We start from the raw sequence: 18,785 nt of genomic DNA on the forward strand, positions 1-18,785 counted from the left end.
ACGCTGGGGGATTTTTATACGTGACCACCTTGTCACGTGACTAAAGGATCACATATAGATGTTATATGGATGATCTGTTCAAAGCCTTGTCAGACCCCGCGCGCCGCACGCTGTTGGACAGCCTGAGGGATCGAGACGGTCAGACCCTGCAGGATTTGCAGGGGCTGCTCGACATGACCCGGTTCGGTGTCATGAAGCATCTGGGTGTTCTGGAAGAGGCCGGGCTGATCACCACGAAAAAGGTGGGGCGCTTCAAGCACCACTACCTCAACGCCCTGCCCCTGCAGGAAGCGATTGACCGCTGGATCGACCCCTATCGGGTCAAACCTGCGGCCCGAGCGGTACTCGACCTCAAACACCAGCTTGAAGACGAAGGAGACCCCGAGATGTCGAAACCCGATTTTGTGATGGAGACGTACATCAAGACCACGCAAGACCGTTTGTGGGATGTGCTGCTGGATGAAGATGCGATCCCGCATTACCACTTTATCTGCAGCAAGGCGACGCGCAACGGTGATGCCATCACCATGCACCTTCCCGATGGTTCACCCATGCTGACCAACCGGCTGCTGTCATCCGACCCGAAAAGCCGCCAGGAATGGACATTCGAGCCGCATTGGGACCCCACCGCCGACATTCCCGCCAGCCGCGTCATCTATCTGCTGCGGAACGAAGGGGAGTTCATCCGTCTGACCATTGAGCACTATGATCTGGGTATACCTGCCGTGCCCGGCGAGGGTGTCGCGGATGGATGGGTGCGCTGGGCGGCGGGCCTGAAAACCTGGCTTGAGACAGGCGAGGATGCCCATATCGGCCCCATGGACACGGCGGAGGCGTAGGAGATGGCAACCGAGCTTATCATCCTGGGCGTGCTGGCCGTGATGGCAGCGTCCCTGTGGATTCCGTACATCATCGGGGTCAATACAGCGCCCGAAGGGTCAATCCCGGCAGATGCGCCCGATGGCTTCATCATCCCACCGGATCCGAATGTACACCGCCCCTGGGTCCGCCGTGCGTACCGGGCGCATTTGAACCTGCTGGAGCAATCGGTGCCCTTTGCCATTCTGGTGCTGTTGATAGATCGGGTTGACGGCTTCACCGCCCTGACCGCGTGGACAAGCGTTGCGTTCCTACTGCTGCGCGTCGCTCATGCGGTGGGATACATCACAGGCACCGCCCGTTTCCCAGCCAGACCGCTGATCTTTACCGGCGGTTGGGTGTGTTGTCTTTTGATGGCCTGGGCATTTTTTGCCGCTTAATGCCGGTCCGCGCCCTTGACGGGCGCGGATTTGCCGGTTTCAGTGCATCCATGACCAACCGCATTGCACATCACTATTACTATGGCACGCATTCCCTGCGTGCTTTTGGTGTGCCTGCTTAGACCACCCAAAGCCGCGTTCGAGCGGCTTTTCCCCTGCCTTCCCGAACGCGGCGCGTTTGACAAGAAGGAGGCAGAGATGCCCATCACCATACGAAAGATGACCGAGGACGACGTGCCGGAGGTCGTGACCATGATCAACGGCTTGGCCACGTGCCACGACGATGTGCCGGATATTGACGCGGAACGCTTGGCCCGCGACGCGCTGGGATCGCATCCGTGGGCCACAGTTCTGGTGGCTGATGGCGGATCGCAGTTGTTGGGTTATGCCGCTCTTTTGCCCATGGCGCAGCTGCAATTCGGCGTGCGCGGCATGGACATGCACCACCTGTTTGTTTGCCGAGATGCACGGGGCAACGGTGTAGGCGCGGCGCTTGTGCGTGCCTGTCAGGCAGAAGCGCGAGAGCAAGATTGCAGTTTCATGACCGTGGGCACGCATCCCGACAATCGCAAGGCCGGCCGCTTCTATGAACGCGAGGGGTTCCTGCGCCGCAGTGGCACAGGCCCACGTTTCAGCCTGCGGCTGGATCAGCCGCCGACATAAGGTCCTTTGGCGGGGCGGTAGAATGTCTTTTGATTGTGTAGCCGCCCCAGCAGATCGTGGATCTGGCGGACATTGTCATTGGCGGCCTTTTCGGCAAGGTCGTCATTGATGGCAGCGTTTTTGGACGCGCGCAGCGCATCCTCGATCAGGTCCAGGTCTTCAACGGACAACTCAAACGTCTTGTTGTACTTGGGCACTGCGCGTTCCTCTCGCGATCAGAAGTTTCCGATAGTGAACACCCTTGTAATTAAGGATCTGCGCGGGCGCGTCCAGTGCAAACAGTCGCAAATCGACAGTTTTTTGTCGCTTTTTCGGCATGCCTTTGTATGCCGGACTAATGGCGCCTCAAAATGTGGCGGCCCTTATGCCATGAACCTTGACGACATCGGCCCACCCTGTCACATCGCCTTATAACATAACCTAGCAACCGGGCGTTCCGTGGGCGCCAAACTGACGAGGAAGCCGATATGGCCAAAGATCAGCACAAGATTTCCCTTACTTTTCCCGACGGCAATGCACGCGCCTATGACGCGGGCGTAACCCCTGCCGCCGTGGCCGAGAGCATTTCCAAGAGCCTGTCCAAGAAAGCCATTAGCGCGACCGTCGATGGTCAGCACTGGGACTTGCAGTGGCCCATCGATGCAGATGCACAGGTCGCCATCCACACCATGCAAGATGAGGTGCAGGCCAATGAGCTGGTCCGCCACGATCTGGCCCACATCATGGCGCGTGCCGTGCAGGAAATCTGGCCCGACACCAAGGTCACCATCGGGCCAGTGATCGAGAATGGCTGGTACTACGACTTTGACCGGGAAGAGCCGTTTACCCCGGATGATCTAGGCCTCATCGAGAAGAAGATGAAGGAGATCATCAACAAGCGCGATCCCGTCACCACCGAGGTGTGGGATCGCGATGTGGCGATCAAGTATTACGAGGACCGGGGCGAGCCCTACAAGGTCGAGCTGATCGAGAGCATTCCGGGTGATGAACCGCTGCGCATGTACTGGCATGGCGACTGGCAGGACCTGTGTCGCGGGCCGCACTTGCAGCACACCGGGCAGGTGCCGGGCGACGCGTTCAAGTTGATGTCCATCGCTGGTGCCTATTGGCGCGGGGATTCCGACCGTGCTATGTTGCAGCGCATCTATGGCGTGGCCTTTACCGGTAAGGAGAAGCTGCGCGCGCATCTGAACATGCTGGAAGAGGCCGCCAAGCGCGATCACCGCAAGCTGGGTCGCGAGATGAACCTGTTCCACATGCAGGAAGAGGCACCCGGCCAGGTTTTCTGGCACCCAAACGGCTGGACGATCTATACCGAGTTACAGGACTACATGCGCCGGAAACAGCGCGCTGGCGGCTATAATGAGATCAACACGCCTCAGGTCGTTGACCGCAAGCTCTGGGAAGCTTCGGGGCACTGGGACAAGTACCAAGAGCACATGTTTATCGTCGAGGTCGAAGAGGAACATGCCAAGGAAAAGGCGGTCAACGCGCTCAAGCCGATGAACTGCCCCTGCCATGTGCAGGTGTTCAATCAGGGCCTGAAATCCTATCGCGACCTGCCGCTGCGGCTGGCCGAATTCGGATCATGTTCACGCTATGAACCTTCGGGTGCGCTGCATGGCATCATGCGCGTGCGCGGTTTCACGCAGGACGATGGCCACATCTTCTGCACCGAAGATCAGATCGAAGATGAATGCGCCAAGTTCATCAATTACCTCGCCGATGTTTATGCCGATCTGGGCTTTGAGAAGTTCGAGATCAAATTCGCCACGCGCCCCGAAAAGCGTGTGGGCAGCGATGAAAGCTGGGATCACGTTGAAGGCGCGCTTGAAGGTGCGATCAAGGCGACCGGTCGCGAGTTCACGCTGGAGCCGGGCGACGGTGCCTTTTATGGCCCCAAGCTCGACTTCTATCTGACCGACGCCATCGGCAGGGTCTGGCAGTGCGGCACGTTCCAGGTCGACCCGAACTTGCCCGAGCGACTGGGGGCCACCTATATCGCCGCCGATGGCAGCAAGCAGCGCCCCTACATGCTGCACCGCGCCTGCCTTGGATCCTTCGAACGGTTCGTGGGCATCATGATCGAAGAACATGCGGGCAAGTTGCCGTTCTGGCTGGCCCCGCGCCAAGTCGTCGTTGCGTCGATCACGTCCGAGGCGGATGACTATGTGGCAGAGGTTGTCGAGACCTTGCGCGCGGCGGGCGTGCGGGCCGAAGCCGATATTCGCAACGAAAAGATCAACTACAAGGTCCGCGAACACTCTGTCGGCAAGGTGCCGGTCATTCTTGCTGTCGGTGCCCGCGAGGTCGAGGAAAAGACCGTGTCCGTCAGACGCTTGGGTGAAAAGCGGACAAGTGTGCATCCTTTGGCAGAGGTTGCGGCGCAACTTGGCGTCGATGCCACGCCACCGGACATGCGCTGACACCTGCGCCTGCAACATCTGCACACCGCATTGCAACAATTGGGCCGAAATCTGCGTGGATTTCGGCCCTTTTTCTAACAAGTGATAACGGCTCTGTGACACACCGGCTCGTGAGTGGTAACTTCCATCCAAGCCGACCTATGTAAGGCTCACGACCGTACTGTAACCGATATCCGAAAGGGACGTTGAAGATGTCGAAGACGATGAAATCCGTTGCGATTGTTGGCGCAGTTGCTGCCGCAATGACCGCACATTCCACAACCACTGCATCCGCTGCAGGCAAAGAGAAATGCTATGGCATTTCGCTGGCTGGCGAAAATGACTGTGCCGCAGGCGCTGGAACCACCTGCGCCGGCACGTCGACTGTAGATTACCAGGGCAACGCCTGGACACTTGTTGACGCAGGCACATGTGCCGAGATCGAGCTGCCCGCACTGGCCGACGGCACACCGCGTCAAGGTTCGCTGGAAGAACTCGACCGCGACCTGCCCGCATAAGGCGACGTCACACGCCTTCGCCGGACCTAAACAGGTCCGGCGCATCTGTTTCCAACGACGTTCTGGAGGCTCAGACATGCTGGATGCGACATTGACACCGCCTCGCCTGCCATCCGCCCCCGGCGTTGGCTACAAAGCCCAGCATTTCACCGAACTGCGCACCGCCCCCGGCCCCGTCAAGTGGCTCGAAGTGCACGCAGAAAACTACATGGGCGACGGTGGACGCCCACATGCTCAATTGCGCGCACTACGTGATGACTTTGCTATCTCTGTGCATGGCGTGGGTCTGTCGATCGGTGGCGAAGGCCGCCTTGATCCGGATCACCTTGCCCGTTTGAAACATCTTGTCGGCTGGCTGGAACCCGCCAGCTTTTCCGAGCATCTGGCGTGGTCCACCCATGGTGCCGAGTTTCTGGATGACCTGCTGCCCCTGCCCTATACCGACGCGACCCTGACCCGCGTTGCGGATCACATCGACGAGGTGCAAGAGACACTGGGTCGTCGGATGCTGCTTGAGAATCCGTCGAGCTATCTTGCCTTTGCCGAAAGCACGTGGTCCGAGACGGATTTCCTTGCTGAACTGGTGCGCCGCACAGGCTGTGGCCTGCTGCTGGATGTGAACAACGTGTTCATCTCAGCCACCAACCTTGGCTACACGCCGCAGTCATATCTGGATGCCTATCCCCTGTCAGCTGCCGGCGAAATCCATATTGGCGGCCATGACGAAGACGAGGATGATCATGGCGCGCCACTGTTGATCGACAGTCATGGGCGCGAGGCCGCAGAGCCTGTTTGGGCCCTGCTGAATCATGCGCTGGCAGGCACGGGCCCTGCCCCCGTTCTGGTCGAATGGGACAATGACGTGCCAGAATGGCCCATCCTGCGCACCGAAGCTGATCGCGCCGCGGCCGCGCTGGCCACGATCAACGCCGGGTAGCGCCATGGCAGCCTCGCAATCCGACTTTCGCGCGGCCATCCTTGATCCGGACAGTCCAGTACCGGACGGCCTGACTGACGGAGATGGGCGCCCCACGACCCGCCGCTTTTCGGTGTATCGCAACAACGTGACAGTCGCCCTGATCGACGCAATGCGCACTGGTTTTCCGGTTCTGGTGAAGCTGTTGGGCGATCAGAATTTTGACCAGCTGGCCCGTCTGTTTGCGCGTGCACATCCGCCTGCGTCCCCGCTGATGATGCACTATGGAGATGTGTTGCCTGCGTTTCTCGATAAGTTCGAGCCGCTGGCACATATCGGCTATCTTTCGGATGTCGCACGACTGGAGTTGGCGGTGCGCCAATCCTATCACGCGGCGGACAGTATACCGCTGGACGCGGCCCGACTGGGGGCAGTCGACCCCGATGTCTTGATGCGCACCCGCCTTCGGCTGACCCCTGCCGTGCAGATATTGTCATCCCGCTGGCCGATCCTGGATATCTGGCGGTACAACATGGAAGACGGCGCGCAGAAGCCGCGCGGGATTGCCCAGTCTGTATTGGTGACCCGCACGGAATTCGACCCGGAACGCCATGCTATCTCGGACGCGCAATTCGCATGGCTGAGTGCCATCCGTGCAAATACCACATTGGAAGAGGCCGTAGATGCGGCCACGGAAATGGACCCCGAATTCGACCTTGGCCCGTTGCTGACCCTTCTGATCCAGCACAACGCCCTTACTGACATGATCACCCCAAAGGAATGACCCAATGACCGCCCTTTCCCGTCTACATACTGCGATCTTTGGCCCGCTTGAACGCGCTGACTGGTTGCTGCCGACGTTGGCCCGTTTCCTGTTTGCCGCAGTGCTTGCTGTGTATTTCTGGGTCTCCGGGATGACAAAGCTGGGCGACGGGATCTTTGGCATCTTCCAGCCTTCGCTGGGCGCCTATGCACAGATCTTTCCCAAGGTAATGGAGAATGTGGGCTACGACGTGACCCAACTGAGCCTGTATCATTGGGCTGTGGTCACGGCAGGCACGGTTGCAGAATTCGTATTGCCCTTGCTGATCATCGCGGGTTTGCTGACGCGCCTCGCGTCGCTTGGGATGATTGGCTTCATCGTGGTGCAATCGCTGACCGACCTGAATGGCCATGACAAATGGGGCGACGGGCTGGTTTTGGGGGCTTGGTTCGATGCGCCATCAAACAGCCTGATCATGGACCAGCGTTCATTGTGGGTGTTCCTGCTGCTGGTGCTGGTGGTCAAGGGGGCCGGGCCGCTGTCCTTTGACCGCGCCCTTGCCCCGAAACCTGCGCTTGCCGAAGCCTAGGCCACGCCGAGCGCCGCCTGCACATCTTTGGTCCATCCAAGGTGCAGAGTGTCGCCATCAGCGACCAACGGCCGTTTCATCAATGTGGGGTGTGCTCCAAGCAAGTCTTGCGGCGTTCCCTGACGCTCAGCGTCCGACAGGCCGCGCCATGTGGTGGATCGCGTATTCACCAGCTTGTCGCCAAACTTGGCAAGAGCCGCAGCCATCACATCTGCGGGCACGCCATCGGCCCGCACGTCCACAAAACGCGCCTCTGACAGCGCCTTGATCGCCTTGCGACAGGTGTCGCATGTTTTCAATCCGTATATTTCCATATCCACCTCTGCCCTTTGCGTTGAATTAAGCGGCAACCCGCGCGGATTACACCCCTCAACCTTGAATTTCGCGCCATAAGTGCAATCTCATTAAGTGGCGGCAGCGTCTGGATATTGCTGGCGCGATGACGGCCCCTGGCACGATGTTCCGCGTTTGGGGGAGACTGCAAGGTAAAGGAGGCACGGGAACATGCCAACTGGCACCGTGAAGTGGTTCAACACCACGAAAGGCTACGGATTTATTGCTCCGGATGAGGGCGGCAAAGACGTTTTTGTACATATTTCAGCCGTCGAACGGTCCGGGCTTACCGGGCTGGCCGACAACCAAAAAGTCAGTTTCGAACTGCTGGAAGGCAGGGATGGGCGCCAGATGGCTGGCGAGCTGAAACTGCTCTGACCCCCTGACACAGGCGACAAAGCGGCGCACGAGCCTATCCTGCGCCGCTTGCATTGATGTACGCGGTGATCAGTTGAACGTGCAGCCCTTGGTGCCAACCGGGCAGCTGCTTTGACGGACGCGATGCCGTTTCTTGGCTGCTGCGTGGGCCAGTGCCTGTTGGTAGCTGATGTCCTGGTTTGGACGGCCACAGCAGATGGTGCCATCGATTGTCACAGGTTGCAGACCTGCCGGGCAGTAATTGTGCTGGCTGTGAAAGGCGTAAACCTTGGGGCCGGCTTGGTCCTGCGCCAGGGCCGCCCCTGCCCCGAGAAGCACAAAGGCCGCAGCGGCTGTCATCACTTTGGTGAATGGCATATCTTCCCTCATTCCTTCAACACACCACGAAATCTATGCAAACGATGCCGTTTGGCTGATCACAAGTCCAGTTTTTTTGGCTGATCACACCACCGCACGCATGATTTACTCGGAATTTGCCGGTTTGTGGCTAGGCTGGAAACAGTCACTACAACCCACGGGTATTCCGATGACCGAGTTGATGCGCCTGCTGTCCCTCTACTACGCGTGCGAAGTGTCGGCGGAAACGCAGTTCCCGTCCCCGACCGAATGGGCGCGCTGCATGGGGCATTACCACGCGGTGAAGACCCATTTCGCAGGCGATCTGACTGGGCCGTGGGCTCAGATCGAAGGGTATCGGGTCTGGAAAATGTGGGAAGATCAGAACGGTGCGCTGGTGGCGCAGTTGCGGGACCGCGCGGCGCCCTAGGTCGGATTTTCCGTTTCTTCCCAATGCTCTCCCATCGCGACGATGCATGAGGTGCCGCTGGCATAGCGCACCACCATGGCCCAATCGCCACGCGCATCCGTCCACACTTCCATCATCTGATCCGGGCTGCGCATGCCAGAGGCCGTGCGGGCCGAGCGGAACTGTTGTTCCAGCTTTTGCTGCATCTGCTTGGTGGGGGCGCAAAGGATCTCGGCAATGGGTGTGGGTGTGGCCGCGGCGGGGCTGGCCAGAAGAGTGAGAAGTGCTGCTGCTCTGATCATGGACCTAAAGTAACAGTTTCATGACGCTCTGTGGATAAGTATTTCGTCAAGTTTGGTGAAAAGCGGCGTCAAACCTCACCACGCGATGAACGCGGCGTGCCTTGTGTTTACCCATAGAGATGGGGTGCGATGCACGGCGGGGATCAGGGAGGAATTGGGGAAAATTGCATACTTTCATTGAGAAACTGCGTATTTTGATGCGTCGGATTTCCGGGGGAAATTACGCGTTTTCCGGAAAGTGCATGTTTTGGCGGCGAAACTGCACATTTTTGTGGAAGGCGCGCGGATGCGGTCGGATGCAGGGTTAACGGGGCGCAGGTTTATTGGGTTTTGGGTGGGTTTGAGATGAGGGCGCGGCGGGATGAAATCCCGCCCTACGGTTGGTTGATACGCCCCGGTATGGCGGGATTTCATCCCGCCATGCGACGTTGGGTTTTGGCGCGGAGCCGGGTCAGCGCCGGGCCGCGGGTTGGCGCTGCGACGGTGATGCGGCGCGGTTTATGGTTGTGGTGTGAGTGAGTCTGGTGGGGCGGTGCGCTGGTGGTGATGTAGCGCCAGCCCGGGGGCGGTCCGGCGCTGGCACGGCGGCCTTTGGCCTTGATTCCGTGCCGGGCAAATCTGCACAACCTTCTAATTCGGGTTATTCGACCACTTCGTCAATATACCAAAGTTCGCTATATAGGCAGCAAAACGTTCGTCCTTTACGAGAAGAGGTCCATCTCGGGACGAAATCGACGGCCTCTCGTCCGTGCGTGCAATGAAACGAATTTCACGTTCCACTGAAAAGGTGGGCCTTTTGGTGCATAGGAGCTTTACTATATCCGAATCACTCAGTGAACTAGGTGGATCCAAAATATCCATTGCACGCCTTTCAGGCTGGAAACTCCAGTCATACGTGACGTCTGAGACGTAAATGATTGGCGCATCTTTATCGACTCTTTTGTATTTCTCATGTTTGCGGAGCGCATCATCTAGAATGTTAATGAATACTTCGGTCTCCATTGTCCAATAGCGCTGTAGATCCGGGTTTCCAGAATAGCCAGTTTCTTTATCTCCATACATTACTTTCGCGTGGTGTGATGGATTGTGTGTCCCAATAGAAGCGCAAAAAACCCAAGCATTCATACTTAGTGCCGACACAGAGTCGCCAACATACCAGTTCGGCGGAAGGCTACCAAAATACTCTGCTCTAGCTTTCGACTCTTCCAAAAAACGTCTTGTTCTATCTCCGACGTTGTAATCTTTTGGGAGATTAATACTTGGATTTGCCGAAGTGTCGGACAAAATTGGAGGCGTTGAAGTCAAAGCACGGATGCCTTCATATGCATCCCCGCGGGCGTCGAGACTACCATCTATTTCCGCGCGTCTATACTCGTTGGTATTTCCCAATTTAATTGAGCCAGCGCTCACATATCCTTGGTCTTCGGCTTTGTGATACTTTGTAATAAGCTTTGGGAGTTCGCTCACTCCAGAATGCCAATAAACTCTCTCCATTCGCCTTTACTCATTCCTGAATTCTCCTGCGTGACCTCTTCACCTTTCAGCATTCTCTGAATACACGCAAGAGCTGTAGCGCTTAGTGTCGCCCCACCCATCCGGTAATCCTCAAACGCCTTATACGCCGCAGGCACCCAATCCTTGACCATCTCGCAGATTGCATCGGCATAGACCCGGATTTCGTATTGGGCGTGGGCGTCCGCGCGCAGCCGCAGGAAGTGGAAAAGGTTGTGCAGGTCCACTTTCCAGTACCATTGGGTGTAGATGTTGGCGGGCAGGTTCATGCGGGCAAGCTCGCGCGCGAGGCCCTGTTGGCCGTCTTGGGAGATCATCTCTTCGTAATGGTCATAGGACCGCATGGCGTCGTCGCGCAGGTAGTTGAGGACGCGTTGGGCCTCTTCACCGGTGAGCGCTTCGCCCCTGCCCTGGTTGTTGACCACCGATTGGGCGGCAAGCGCGTCAGGTTCGGGGATGTAGAATTCGCGGTCGAGGATCGAGTAGCGGGCCGAGTATTCGTTCACGTTGGCGGTGCGGTGACGGATCCACTGGCGGGCGACGAAGACGGGCAGTTTGACGTGCAGCTTGATCTCGCACATCTCGAAGGGCGTCGAGTGCCAGTGGCGCATGAGGTAGCGGATCAGCCCTTCGTCGTTCTGGACGGATTTGGTGCCCTTGCCATAGCTGACGCGTGCGGCCTGGCAGATGGCGCTGTCGTCGCCCATGTAGTCGATGACGCGGACAAAGCCGTGGTCGAGCACAGGCTGGGCTTTGTAGAGATGCGCCTCCATCCCCGGGACGGTGGCACGGAGCGTGGGCTGCGTGTGGCTGCGCAGCTCTTCGATTTCGGCAAGCTGTTCGGGGCTGAGCGGCATGGGGCGCGTCCTTTATCCACAGAATCTATCAGGCCTACACCTTATATTGTGGATTGGCTGATGAGAACCGCTAGATCGGGGTCGTTTTTTGGCAACGGTTCACGGGCGGTGCGAATCAGTACGATTACGAAACCGTTGACTTCTGGGGGGTTACGGCGCTTTCTTGCCACAAAAGAGGCAGGACATAGACCGCAAAGGTTTTCAGGCATGAAACGGATAGTAGCAGTGTGCGCACTGACCGCTCTGGTGGCGGCATGTGGCAATGGCCCTCGGGAAACCGAGGATGAGACAGATAATGGCGGAACTCCCACGACGCCAACGGATCCCACGGACCCCCTTGCCGTTCCTGAGGCCATTGCGGGTGATCTGGAGGCCATCAGTTTCAATGCAGCCACCAACACGTTGACCGTCACTGGTCTGTCCCAGGACGGTGTTCCAATCGCGAACGAATACAGACATATCTCTACGAGCTTTGTAGACGGATACGAGACCTTTACGGGCCAGAATGACGGGGTCGGGCGTCACGCCACCGCATTTGTCGCCAGCAGAAATGGCGTACAAGCCGGCGTTGTTATGACAGGTCCTCAGTTCAATACATTCTTCGGCGGTACATTTTTTGAGCGCACCGGCTCATATGCACCGCCAACGACACCGGAAAGCCGCTTTGATGTGACATATTACGGCAACTACGCCGCCGGACTGAATACTGCGGGTCCGGTCACAGACCTGCTGCCGACGACCGGTGTAGATCCGGATGTGAACACACCGAGCCAAACCGCATACGTTCGTGGACTGATGTTCATCAACGTTGACCTGAATGATATGTCGGTTGAAGGCGAGGTCTATGACCGGCTTGCCCGTACTGCCGTTGGCGACTTCGATCTGCCCGACATTGTGTTGGTGGACGGCACCCTGACCGGCGACGGTGCGTTCAGCGGTAATATTGAACAGGATGAATCCGACCCCGACTTCCCGATTGATAGCTCATCAGACATCGGAGACTTTGCGGGTGTGATCGGAGGACCGTCCGGGGAATTTGTAGCAGGCGGGACGCGGGTCACAGACTTCACTGACAGTTTCGACGGGGAAATCGAGCACGGCGTTTTTGTTCTTGACCTTTGTGTCGAAGGGAACACCGACCCGATCTGTGTCAACGCGCTGCAACCATAAAGCCTATGAAGCGCGCGCTTTTGGCCGCTCTGCTGACGCTTTGGGCGTCAGCAGGTGCGCCGGACACCAAGGCAGACGACAGCCAGACATTCACGGTTGAGCAGGCCCGCATTCTGGCGCGCCAGGCGCTTTATGCCGGGCGCTTTGATCTTGCGCGGGATGTCGCGACGGTGCTGGTGCGCGCCGATCCTGAAGACGCTTATGCCCATGGCGTCTTGGCGGCGGCCCATTCGCTCCTGAACGATCCCAAAGAGGCTCGTTCAGCAGCTCGCCTATCCTACAGACATAGCGAAACGCCCGCACAAAAGTTCGGCGCGGCCCGAACAGCGGCAAGCATTGCCTTCCAACAGGAACGCCCGACGGCATCGCAGGTCTGGCTACGGCTGGCCGCGACGCATTCCGAGAGCCCCCAACAGGATGAGGTGCTATCGCGGGACTACGCCAAGGTGCGCAGGGCCAATCCGCTGCGGTTCAACATCAATCTGTCGGTTGCCCCATCCGACAATGTGAATAACGGCACCGATAATGTGCTTGAAGTGATCAACGACGTACCGACATTGGGCGTATTCAATGGCAGTTCGCGCGCCTTGCCCGGGACTGTCGGCACCCTGGATGTTCAGCTGCGGTACCGCATCGCGCAGAGCAAAAAAAGCCAGACGTCGGTAATGGGACGCCTGTACACGCGACGGGTCGATCTGTCGAAAAGTGCCGAGGACATTGCTCCGAATGTGGAAAACAGTGATTTCGCATCGACTTATGTCGAAGCCGGGATCGATCACGCGCTTGCGCTTGGCGCGCCGGGGAATTCCTTGCGCCTTGGTGGCGCGTTGGGGGCCAGTTGGTTCGGGGGTGATCGGTCATATGATTTCTTGAAGTTGAACCTCAGCCGCGGAATCAAATTGTCGCCTTCAAGCAATCTGACGCTCCGCACCGGTGCCGAAAGACGCTTTTCCACACGTGGAACAATTCGCGACACTGACGTGGTGACTTTGGGTGCGACTGTGAGCCACAAACTGAAAAGAGGCGACAAGGTCAGCGTTGGCTTGACCGTGCAAGACGTTACGGGTGACTTTGTAAATGCCGATTACCAGACAGCCAGCCTGCGTGCGAACTATACATTTGGCAAACAACTGGGACCGATCCAGATTTCGACTGGCCTGACATTTGGTTACACGGATTACGAGGACTACCGTCTTGTTCGCACTGTGGACGGTGGGCGCCAAGACGAAAGCCTGTATGGTGACGTATCCCTGTTCTTTGCCGATTATGATTTCGCGGGTTTCGCACCCACGATCCGCCTTCGCACGGGCCGCAGGTCGTCCAATGTGAACCGGTTTGAGATCGACGAAACCACCATCACTCTGGGTATCCAATCAAAGTTCTGAGAGGTGCTGGCCCCTTTGGGGCCGTGTGTTAGGTTAGGACGACATCAATCCCCTGACGGAGACCGCCCACATGGCACTGACCTATCTGCATACAATGGTCCGGGTGAAAGACCTGGACGCCTCGATGGCATTTTACAAACTGTTGGGCCTTGAGGAGACGCGGCGCCATGACAGCGAGGGCGGTCGGTTTTCGTTGATTTTCATGGCCCCGCCCGAGCAGCCGGAATGCCCTGTCGAGTTGACCTACAACTGGGATGGCGATGAAGGCTTGCCCGATGACAGTCGTCATTTCGGACACCTCGCCTACCGCGTCGATAATATCTACGAGACGTGCCAACACCTGATGGACAATGGTGTGACCATCAACCGTCCGCCGCGTGACGGGCACATGGCCTTTGTCCGGTCGCCTGACAACGTGTCGGTCGAGCTGTTGCAGGCCGGCGATCCGCTACCCCCGGCCGAGCCATGGGCCAGCATGGAAAACACAGGCCATTGGTAAGAATTTCGGCCGTTTTGGCCATCTGCGTCGCCGCATCCCCCGCGGCGGCGTGTCGGTTGGCCTTGCTGTTGGCCCTTGATGTGTCATCATCCGTCGACGCGACCGAGGACCAGTTGCAGCGGGGCGGCCTGGTGGCTGCCCTGACGGCCCCCGAGGTGCGCGCAGCTTTCTTTGCCGTTGATGCGCCCGTGGCACTGGCCGTGTACGAATGGTCGGGGCGGTACAATCAGGAGGTTGTGCTGGACTGGACCCTGATCGACAGTCCCTCGGCGCTGCTGAGCGCTGCCGAAACCGTCGCCGCGAGCAAGCGGTCCCACAACGAGTTCCCTACGGCGATGGGCTATGCTCTTGGTTTCGGGGCCGAAATGCTGGGGCGTGCGCCGTCCTGCCTGTACCGCACCATTGATATGGCCGGAGACGGGCAGAACAACGAAGGCTTTGGCCCCCAACTTGCCTATCGCGAGTTTGCCTTTGACGAAGTGACGGTGAATGGTTTGGTTGTGAATGCAGCCGAATTTACATCGGAGACCATGTTGATCGAGTTCTACAAGCGTGAGGTGTTGCGTGGCCCCGGTGCCTTTCTGGAGGTGGCGCAGGGGTTTGAGGACTACGAGCGTGCGATGCGCCGGAAACTTGAGCGCGAGCTGACGCCGCCCGTGATCGGTGCGCTTGACCTGCACCGCAGCGACGGATGATCCGCGCGGCACTTATCTGGGCCGCGTGCATGGCCGCAACAAGTGCCGGGGCCGAGACGGCCTGTCGTCAGGCACTGGCGTTGGGGCTGGATGTGTCGGGATCGGTCGATGCCCTGGAGTATCGTTTGCAGATGGATGGGTTGGCGGCTGCTCTGGACAGCGGCAAGGTGCGCCAGGCCCTGTTGCAGGTGCCGTCCGCGCCTGTGCATCTGCTGGTTTATGAATGGAGTGGGCCGGAAGACCCGGAAGTGATCCTGCCCTGGACAGCGATTGACAATACGGCAGTTCTGAATGCTGTGATCGGTCAGTTGCGGGCGACCGAGCGGCGACAGGCCAGCCCCGGCACGGCGCTTGGTCTGGCCATGCGCGAGGGCGCGGCGCATCTGGCGCAACGTCCGGACTGCTGGAAGCGTACGTTGGACTTGTCGGGGGATGGCAAGTCGAACCTTGGTATCCGCCCCGTGGATGTGAAGCCTGAGTTGGAAGATACCGGCATTACCATCAATGCCCTGGTGATCGGGGTGGACGCGCCGGGCATGGGAGATGTGCAGCAAGGCGAAATCTCAGCGCTTTCCACCTATTTCCAGAACAATGTGATTGTTGGATCGGACAGCTTCGTTGAAACCGCGCTGGGTTTCGAGGATTACCCCGCCGCCATGGCCCGCAAGCTGGAACGGGAACTGGAAACGCTAATCCTTGGGGCAGCGTCCCTACCGTCAGGGCCCGGTATTCCGGGCCAAGACGATCAATAGATATAGCGGATCTGGTCTGTCCAATACCGTTCCATGCGCTTGAGCGACGCGGTGATGTCAATAATCCCTTCGGGGCCAAGCACGCCCTTGGATTGCAGGCCATCTGCATGGCGCAGGAACAGTTCGTTCACCACGTCCCGGATCTTGCGCCCCTTTTCCGTCAGGCGCACCCGGACAGACCGGCGGTCAATTTCGCACCGCTGGTGGTGCATGTAGCCCATTTCGACCAGCTTCTTGAGGTTGTAGCTGACATTCGAGCCCTGGTAATAACCGCGGCTTTTCAATTCGCCTGCCGTCACCTCGTTGTCGCCGATATTGAACAGCAGCAGCGCCTGGACCGCGTTGATTTCGAGCACACCGACCCGTTCGAATTCGTCCTTGATCACATCAAGCAGCAAACGGTGCAGCCGTTCGACCAGCGATAGCGCCTCAAGGTAACCCACCATGAAGCCTGCGTTGGAAGCCGTTTTGTCGGCCATGCCTGGGACCTGGCCGATAGGGTCCTGAATGCTCATCCGTTTTTCTCCGACATCATCTGCTCTGGCCAGAAGATGCGGTTGATTCGGAAATATTCAGTTAAATGCGCCGGGGCCCTTATTTTTAGGGCTGAAACGTGCGTGACACCGCACCGACCAGATCAGCGAGATGTGTTGGCGCAGCCTCTTGCCCGGTCACCCACCGATACAGATCCTGATCGTTCTCGTTCAGCAAGGTGTCATACACGTCCAGTTCGGCATCCGTCATATCCGCCAGATGGCGCCCGGCATAGGTTGACAGGATCAGGTCCATTTCCTTGATCCCGCGGCGCATCGATCGCATGTGCAGCCGCTTCAAGCGATGTTCACGCGGCTCGTCAGACATCGGTTGGGGTCTGCATCGCGACGCGCAGCTTTTTCTCAAGCCGACCCAGTTGTTCGGCGCGCGCCAGCATGTCCGAACGCATGTCGCGCACTTCGGTCAGCAGATCACGCATATCGGCGGTCAGCGGCTCTTCGACCACGGGCGCGTCGAGCCCCTCGCCTTCGCCATTGATCAACCACATCATCGAAACATTCAGCAAGCCCGCCATCATCGACAGACGGTTGGCGCGCGGCTCACTCAGATCGTCTTCCCAAGCACGCAGTGTCGCCAGCCGCACGCCAAGACGCTTGGCAAGCTGCTTTTGGGTCATGCCGGCCTGCTCGCGTGCGCCGGCCACTCGGTCACCGAATGTTGCCGCTTCGGCGCTGTACCAGTCCTGCTGATCGTCCATGGGATTGCTCTCCTTCTCGGCGCTGGCGCTTGATCGCGCGGGTTACGCCGCCTATGAGGGTCTCGATAACGTCCTAACGCCCCGAGGCCAACATGACATTCCTTTCCGCGACACTCGACCGCGTTAAACCGTCCCCGACTGTCGCCCTGACAGGCCAGGTGGCTGCGCTGAAAGCGCAGGGCAAGGATATCATCGGCCTTGGTGCTGGTGAGCCGGATTTTGACACGCCGCAGAACATCAAGGATGCGGCCGTGGTGGCCATCGCGCTTGGCAAGACGAAGTATACTCCGGTTGACGGCATTCCAGAGCTGAAGCAGGCGATTGTCGAAAAATTCAAGCGCGACAATGGTTTGGACTATAGCCCGGCACAAGTGACCGTCGGTACGGGTGGCAAACAGATCCTGTATAACGCGCTGATGGCGACGCTGAACGAGGGCGATGAGGTGGTGATCCCTGCCCCTTACTGGGTCAGCTACCCGGACATGGTTCTGTTGGCAGGTGGCACGCCGGTCATCGCCGAGGCATCGCTTCAGACCGGGTTCAAGCTGACCGCCGATCAGCTGGAATCCGCCATCACCGACAAGACAAAGTGGCTGATTTTCAACTCGCCCTCTAACCCGACCGGTGCGGGCTATACCCGCGAGGAGTTGAAAGAGATCACCGACGTGCTGATGCGTCACCCCCATGTCTGGGTGATGACGGACGACATGTACGAACACCTTGTTTATGATGACTTCGAGTTCACGACCCCAGCCCAGATCGAACCGCGCCTCTATGACCGCACTCTGACCGTCAACGGGGTCAGCAAAGCCTATGCCATGACCGGCTGGCGCATCGGTTATGCCGCGGGACCCGAAGAGCTGATCAAGGCGATGCGCAAGGTGCAGTCGCAATCCACGTCGAACCCCTGTTCGGTCAGCCAATACGCCGCAGTCGAGGCCTTGAACGGCACGCAAGAGTTCATTGCGCCCAACAACGATGTATTCAAGCGCCGCCGTGATCTGGTGGTCGAGATGCTGAACGCCGCAGAAGGCATCGCCTGTCCGGTCCCGGACGGGGCGTTCTATGTCTATCCGTCCATCGCGGGCTGCATCGGCAAGACATCAGCCGCAGGCACAAAGATTGTCGATGACGAGGCATTTTGCACAGCGCTGCTGGAAGAGACCGGCGTTGCGGTCGTGTTTGGTGCCGCCTTTGGGCTATCGCCAAACTTCCGCGTCAGCTACGCTACGTCGGACGAGGCCCTGAAAGAGGCCTGCACCCGCATCCAGACCTTCTGTGCGGGGCTGAGATAACGAGGGTTGGCATATGGGCGCGGAGCTTCCTGACTATTACTTCCGTGTACGCGAGAACGGAGCGGCGGTGTTTCGGGTGGATACCGAGAACCGGCAACGCCGGATCGAGATGGACCAGATCGCGGTGGTCAACATCCGCAATGGCGAGATCAAGCCCCATGGCGATCGCACCCTGTCGCCCGACGACCTGGCGCGGATCGAGGCATGGATGAAAAACCGGGCCCAGGTGCTGGCCCATCGCGACATTGACGACATTCACCGCGCGATTGACTACCTGAACCTGACCACCCACTGGGCGCAAAGCCGCGCGACAGAGGATCAGTTAGAAGACGTGACTGACGCCCTGCTGCTGGCGATGCACGATCTGAGATCCGTACTGGTGCGCAAGAAGGCAGACCGCCTGATGAAAGGGACGAAAGGCTGATACGGTCCGTCGCATCCGCTCGGCGGATAGGCACTGAAATTATGTAATTTCTTAAGACAAATTTGATCACTTT

26 protein-coding genes are annotated in these 18,785 nt (G+C 58.6%); 17 read left to right on the forward strand and 9 right to left on the reverse strand.

What is annotated here, in order from left to right; all coding sequences use genetic code 11:
• The first annotated feature begins 65 nt into the window (after positions 1 to 65).
• The 3 genes from ACZ1HN_RS18250 to ACZ1HN_RS18260 all read left to right on the forward strand — a co-directional run bounded on the left by ACZ1HN_RS18250 (position 66) and on the right by ACZ1HN_RS18260 (position 1,922).
• Entirely contained in the window at positions 66 to 839 is a 774-nt protein-coding gene (locus tag ACZ1HN_RS18250; protein WP_472728514.1) for an ArsR/SmtB family transcription factor, read from the forward strand.
• A gap of 3 nt (positions 840 to 842) precedes the next feature.
• A complete protein-coding gene (locus ACZ1HN_RS18255) occupies positions 843 to 1,259 on the forward strand; it encodes an MAPEG family protein (protein ID WP_472728515.1) in 417 nt (138 codons plus the stop codon).
• A gap of 81 nt (positions 1,260 to 1,340) precedes the next feature.
• Positions 1,341 to 1,922, forward strand: a complete 582-nt coding sequence (locus ACZ1HN_RS18260) for a GNAT family N-acetyltransferase (RefSeq protein WP_472728516.1) — start codon at positions 1,341 to 1,343, stop codon at positions 1,920 to 1,922.
• On the opposite strand, the gene ACZ1HN_RS18265 is transcribed toward ACZ1HN_RS18260, so the two are convergent.
• Complete coding sequence (locus ACZ1HN_RS18265) at positions 1,907 to 2,119, reverse strand: hypothetical protein (RefSeq protein ID WP_189368976.1); 213 nt, start codon at positions 2,117 to 2,119, stop codon at positions 1,907 to 1,909. The genes ACZ1HN_RS18260 and ACZ1HN_RS18265 overlap by 16 nt on opposite strands.
• Positions 2,120 to 2,389: 270 nt before the next feature.
• Here ACZ1HN_RS18265 and thrS point away from each other — a divergent pair, with 270 nt between their 5' ends.
• The 5 genes from thrS (at position 2,390) to ACZ1HN_RS18290 (ending at position 7,113) form a co-directional block, all read left to right on the forward strand.
• Positions 2,390 to 4,348 (forward strand): threonine--tRNA ligase, encoded by a 1,959-nt coding sequence (gene thrS, locus ACZ1HN_RS18270; protein ID WP_472728517.1) that lies wholly within the window; start codon positions 2,390 to 2,392, stop codon positions 4,346 to 4,348.
• Positions 4,349 to 4,539: 191 nt separating this feature from the next.
• Positions 4,540 to 4,845, forward strand: coding sequence for a BufA1 family periplasmic bufferin-type metallophore (locus ACZ1HN_RS18275; RefSeq protein ID WP_472728518.1), 306 nt, complete (start codon positions 4,540 to 4,542; stop codon positions 4,843 to 4,845).
• Positions 4,846 to 4,921: 76 nt separating this feature from the next.
• The gene (bufB, locus tag ACZ1HN_RS18280; protein WP_472728519.1) at positions 4,922 to 5,782 is read left to right on the forward strand and encodes an MNIO family bufferin maturase; all 861 of its coding nucleotides are present in this window, start codon (positions 4,922 to 4,924) and stop codon (positions 5,780 to 5,782) included.
• Between the two features lie 4 nt (positions 5,783 to 5,786).
• Positions 5,787 to 6,545, forward strand: a complete 759-nt coding sequence (locus ACZ1HN_RS18285) for an HvfC/BufC N-terminal domain-containing protein (RefSeq protein WP_472728520.1) — start codon at positions 5,787 to 5,789, stop codon at positions 6,543 to 6,545.
• 4 nt (positions 6,546 to 6,549) lie between these two features.
• The gene (locus ACZ1HN_RS18290) at positions 6,550 to 7,113 is read left to right on the forward strand and encodes a DoxX family protein (protein WP_299598562.1); all 564 of its coding nucleotides are present in this window, start codon (positions 6,550 to 6,552) and stop codon (positions 7,111 to 7,113) included.
• On the opposite strand, the gene ACZ1HN_RS18295 is transcribed toward ACZ1HN_RS18290, so the two are convergent.
• Entirely contained in the window at positions 7,110 to 7,427 is a 318-nt protein-coding gene (locus tag ACZ1HN_RS18295; RefSeq protein ID WP_299742909.1) for an arsenate reductase family protein, read from the reverse strand. The two genes, ACZ1HN_RS18290 and ACZ1HN_RS18295, sit on opposite strands and share 4 nt — an antisense overlap.
• Before the next feature lie 190 nt (positions 7,428 to 7,617).
• Between ACZ1HN_RS18295 and ACZ1HN_RS18300 the strand changes: the two genes are divergently transcribed.
• Positions 7,618 to 7,824 carry a cold-shock protein gene (locus ACZ1HN_RS18300; RefSeq protein WP_039682550.1) on the forward strand — a complete coding sequence of 69 codons (207 nt, stop codon included), beginning with the start codon at positions 7,618 to 7,620 and terminating at the stop codon, positions 7,822 to 7,824.
• Between the two features lie 69 nt (positions 7,825 to 7,893).
• Here the strand turns inward: ACZ1HN_RS18300 and ACZ1HN_RS18305 are convergent, their stop codons facing one another.
• Positions 7,894 to 8,181 carry a hypothetical protein gene (locus tag ACZ1HN_RS18305; RefSeq protein ID WP_299207303.1) on the reverse strand — a complete coding sequence of 96 codons (288 nt, stop codon included), beginning with the start codon at positions 8,179 to 8,181 and terminating at the stop codon, positions 7,894 to 7,896.
• A gap of 76 nt (positions 8,182 to 8,257) precedes the next feature.
• Here ACZ1HN_RS18305 and ACZ1HN_RS18310 point away from each other — a divergent pair, with 76 nt between their 5' ends.
• Complete coding sequence (locus ACZ1HN_RS18310) at positions 8,258 to 8,590, forward strand: hypothetical protein (protein WP_472728521.1); 333 nt, start codon at positions 8,258 to 8,260, stop codon at positions 8,588 to 8,590.
• Here the strand turns inward: ACZ1HN_RS18310 and ACZ1HN_RS18315 are convergent.
• The 3 genes from ACZ1HN_RS18315 to thyX all read right to left on the reverse strand — a co-directional run bounded on the left by ACZ1HN_RS18315 (position 8,587) and on the right by thyX (position 11,240).
• Entirely contained in the window at positions 8,587 to 8,871 is a 285-nt protein-coding gene (locus ACZ1HN_RS18315) for a hypothetical protein (RefSeq protein ID WP_472728522.1), read from the reverse strand. The two genes, ACZ1HN_RS18310 and ACZ1HN_RS18315, sit on opposite strands and share 4 nt — an antisense overlap.
• Positions 8,872 to 9,501: 630 nt before the next feature.
• Positions 9,502 to 10,365, reverse strand: coding sequence for a hypothetical protein (locus tag ACZ1HN_RS18320; RefSeq protein ID WP_472728523.1), 864 nt, complete (start codon positions 10,363 to 10,365; stop codon positions 9,502 to 9,504).
• Positions 10,335 to 11,240, reverse strand: a complete 906-nt coding sequence (gene thyX, locus ACZ1HN_RS18325) for an FAD-dependent thymidylate synthase (protein ID WP_472728524.1) — start codon at positions 11,238 to 11,240, stop codon at positions 10,335 to 10,337. Before thyX ends, ACZ1HN_RS18320 begins: the two co-directional genes overlap by 31 nt.
• Before the next feature lie 207 nt (positions 11,241 to 11,447).
• Here thyX and ACZ1HN_RS18330 point away from each other — a divergent pair, with 207 nt between their 5' ends.
• The 5 genes from ACZ1HN_RS18330 to ACZ1HN_RS18350 all read left to right on the forward strand — a co-directional run bounded on the left by ACZ1HN_RS18330 (position 11,448) and on the right by ACZ1HN_RS18350 (position 15,741).
• Entirely contained in the window at positions 11,448 to 12,410 is a 963-nt protein-coding gene (locus ACZ1HN_RS18330) for a hypothetical protein (RefSeq protein WP_472728525.1), read from the forward strand.
• A 5-nt stretch (positions 12,411 to 12,415) separates the two neighbouring features.
• Positions 12,416 to 13,795, forward strand: coding sequence for a tetratricopeptide repeat protein (locus tag ACZ1HN_RS18335; protein WP_472728526.1), 1,380 nt, complete (start codon positions 12,416 to 12,418; stop codon positions 13,793 to 13,795).
• Between the two features lie 70 nt (positions 13,796 to 13,865).
• Positions 13,866 to 14,294 carry a VOC family protein gene (locus tag ACZ1HN_RS18340; protein WP_299207279.1) on the forward strand — a complete coding sequence of 143 codons (429 nt, stop codon included), beginning with the start codon at positions 13,866 to 13,868 and terminating at the stop codon, positions 14,292 to 14,294.
• Complete coding sequence (locus ACZ1HN_RS18345; protein ID WP_472729351.1) at positions 14,288 to 14,989, forward strand: DUF1194 domain-containing protein; 702 nt, start codon at positions 14,288 to 14,290, stop codon at positions 14,987 to 14,989. Before ACZ1HN_RS18340 ends, ACZ1HN_RS18345 begins: the two co-directional genes overlap by 7 nt.
• The gene (locus ACZ1HN_RS18350) at positions 14,986 to 15,741 is read left to right on the forward strand and encodes a DUF1194 domain-containing protein (RefSeq protein WP_472728527.1); all 756 of its coding nucleotides are present in this window, start codon (positions 14,986 to 14,988) and stop codon (positions 15,739 to 15,741) included. The genes ACZ1HN_RS18345 and ACZ1HN_RS18350 overlap by 4 nt, the downstream gene beginning before the upstream one ends.
• Here the strand turns inward: ACZ1HN_RS18350 and ACZ1HN_RS18355 are convergent.
• The 3 genes from ACZ1HN_RS18355 to ACZ1HN_RS18365 all read right to left on the reverse strand — a co-directional run bounded on the left by ACZ1HN_RS18355 (position 15,735) and on the right by ACZ1HN_RS18365 (position 16,993).
• Positions 15,735 to 16,256: a MarR family winged helix-turn-helix transcriptional regulator gene (locus ACZ1HN_RS18355; RefSeq protein ID WP_472728528.1), complete on the reverse strand. Its 522-nt coding sequence runs from the start codon at positions 16,254 to 16,256 to the stop codon at positions 15,735 to 15,737. The genes ACZ1HN_RS18350 and ACZ1HN_RS18355 overlap by 7 nt on opposite strands.
• Before the next feature lie 85 nt (positions 16,257 to 16,341).
• Positions 16,342 to 16,602 (reverse strand): succinate dehydrogenase assembly factor 2, encoded by a 261-nt coding sequence (locus tag ACZ1HN_RS18360; RefSeq protein ID WP_472728529.1) that lies wholly within the window; start codon positions 16,600 to 16,602, stop codon positions 16,342 to 16,344.
• The gene (locus ACZ1HN_RS18365) at positions 16,595 to 16,993 is read right to left on the reverse strand and encodes a helix-turn-helix domain-containing protein (RefSeq protein ID WP_299598603.1); all 399 of its coding nucleotides are present in this window, start codon (positions 16,991 to 16,993) and stop codon (positions 16,595 to 16,597) included. Before ACZ1HN_RS18365 ends, ACZ1HN_RS18360 begins: the two co-directional genes overlap by 8 nt.
• A 92-nt stretch (positions 16,994 to 17,085) precedes the next feature.
• Here ACZ1HN_RS18365 and ACZ1HN_RS18370 point away from each other — a divergent pair, with 92 nt between their 5' ends.
• Positions 17,086 to 18,288 (forward strand): pyridoxal phosphate-dependent aminotransferase, encoded by a 1,203-nt coding sequence (locus ACZ1HN_RS18370; RefSeq protein WP_472728530.1) that lies wholly within the window; start codon positions 17,086 to 17,088, stop codon positions 18,286 to 18,288.
• A gap of 13 nt (positions 18,289 to 18,301) precedes the next feature.
• Positions 18,302 to 18,712: a hypothetical protein gene (locus tag ACZ1HN_RS18375; protein WP_299207263.1), complete on the forward strand. Its 411-nt coding sequence runs from the start codon at positions 18,302 to 18,304 to the stop codon at positions 18,710 to 18,712.
• Positions 18,713 to 18,785: the final 73 nt, after the last annotated feature.

It is taken from the genome of Tateyamaria sp. GN1-10, from assembly GCF_055693845.1.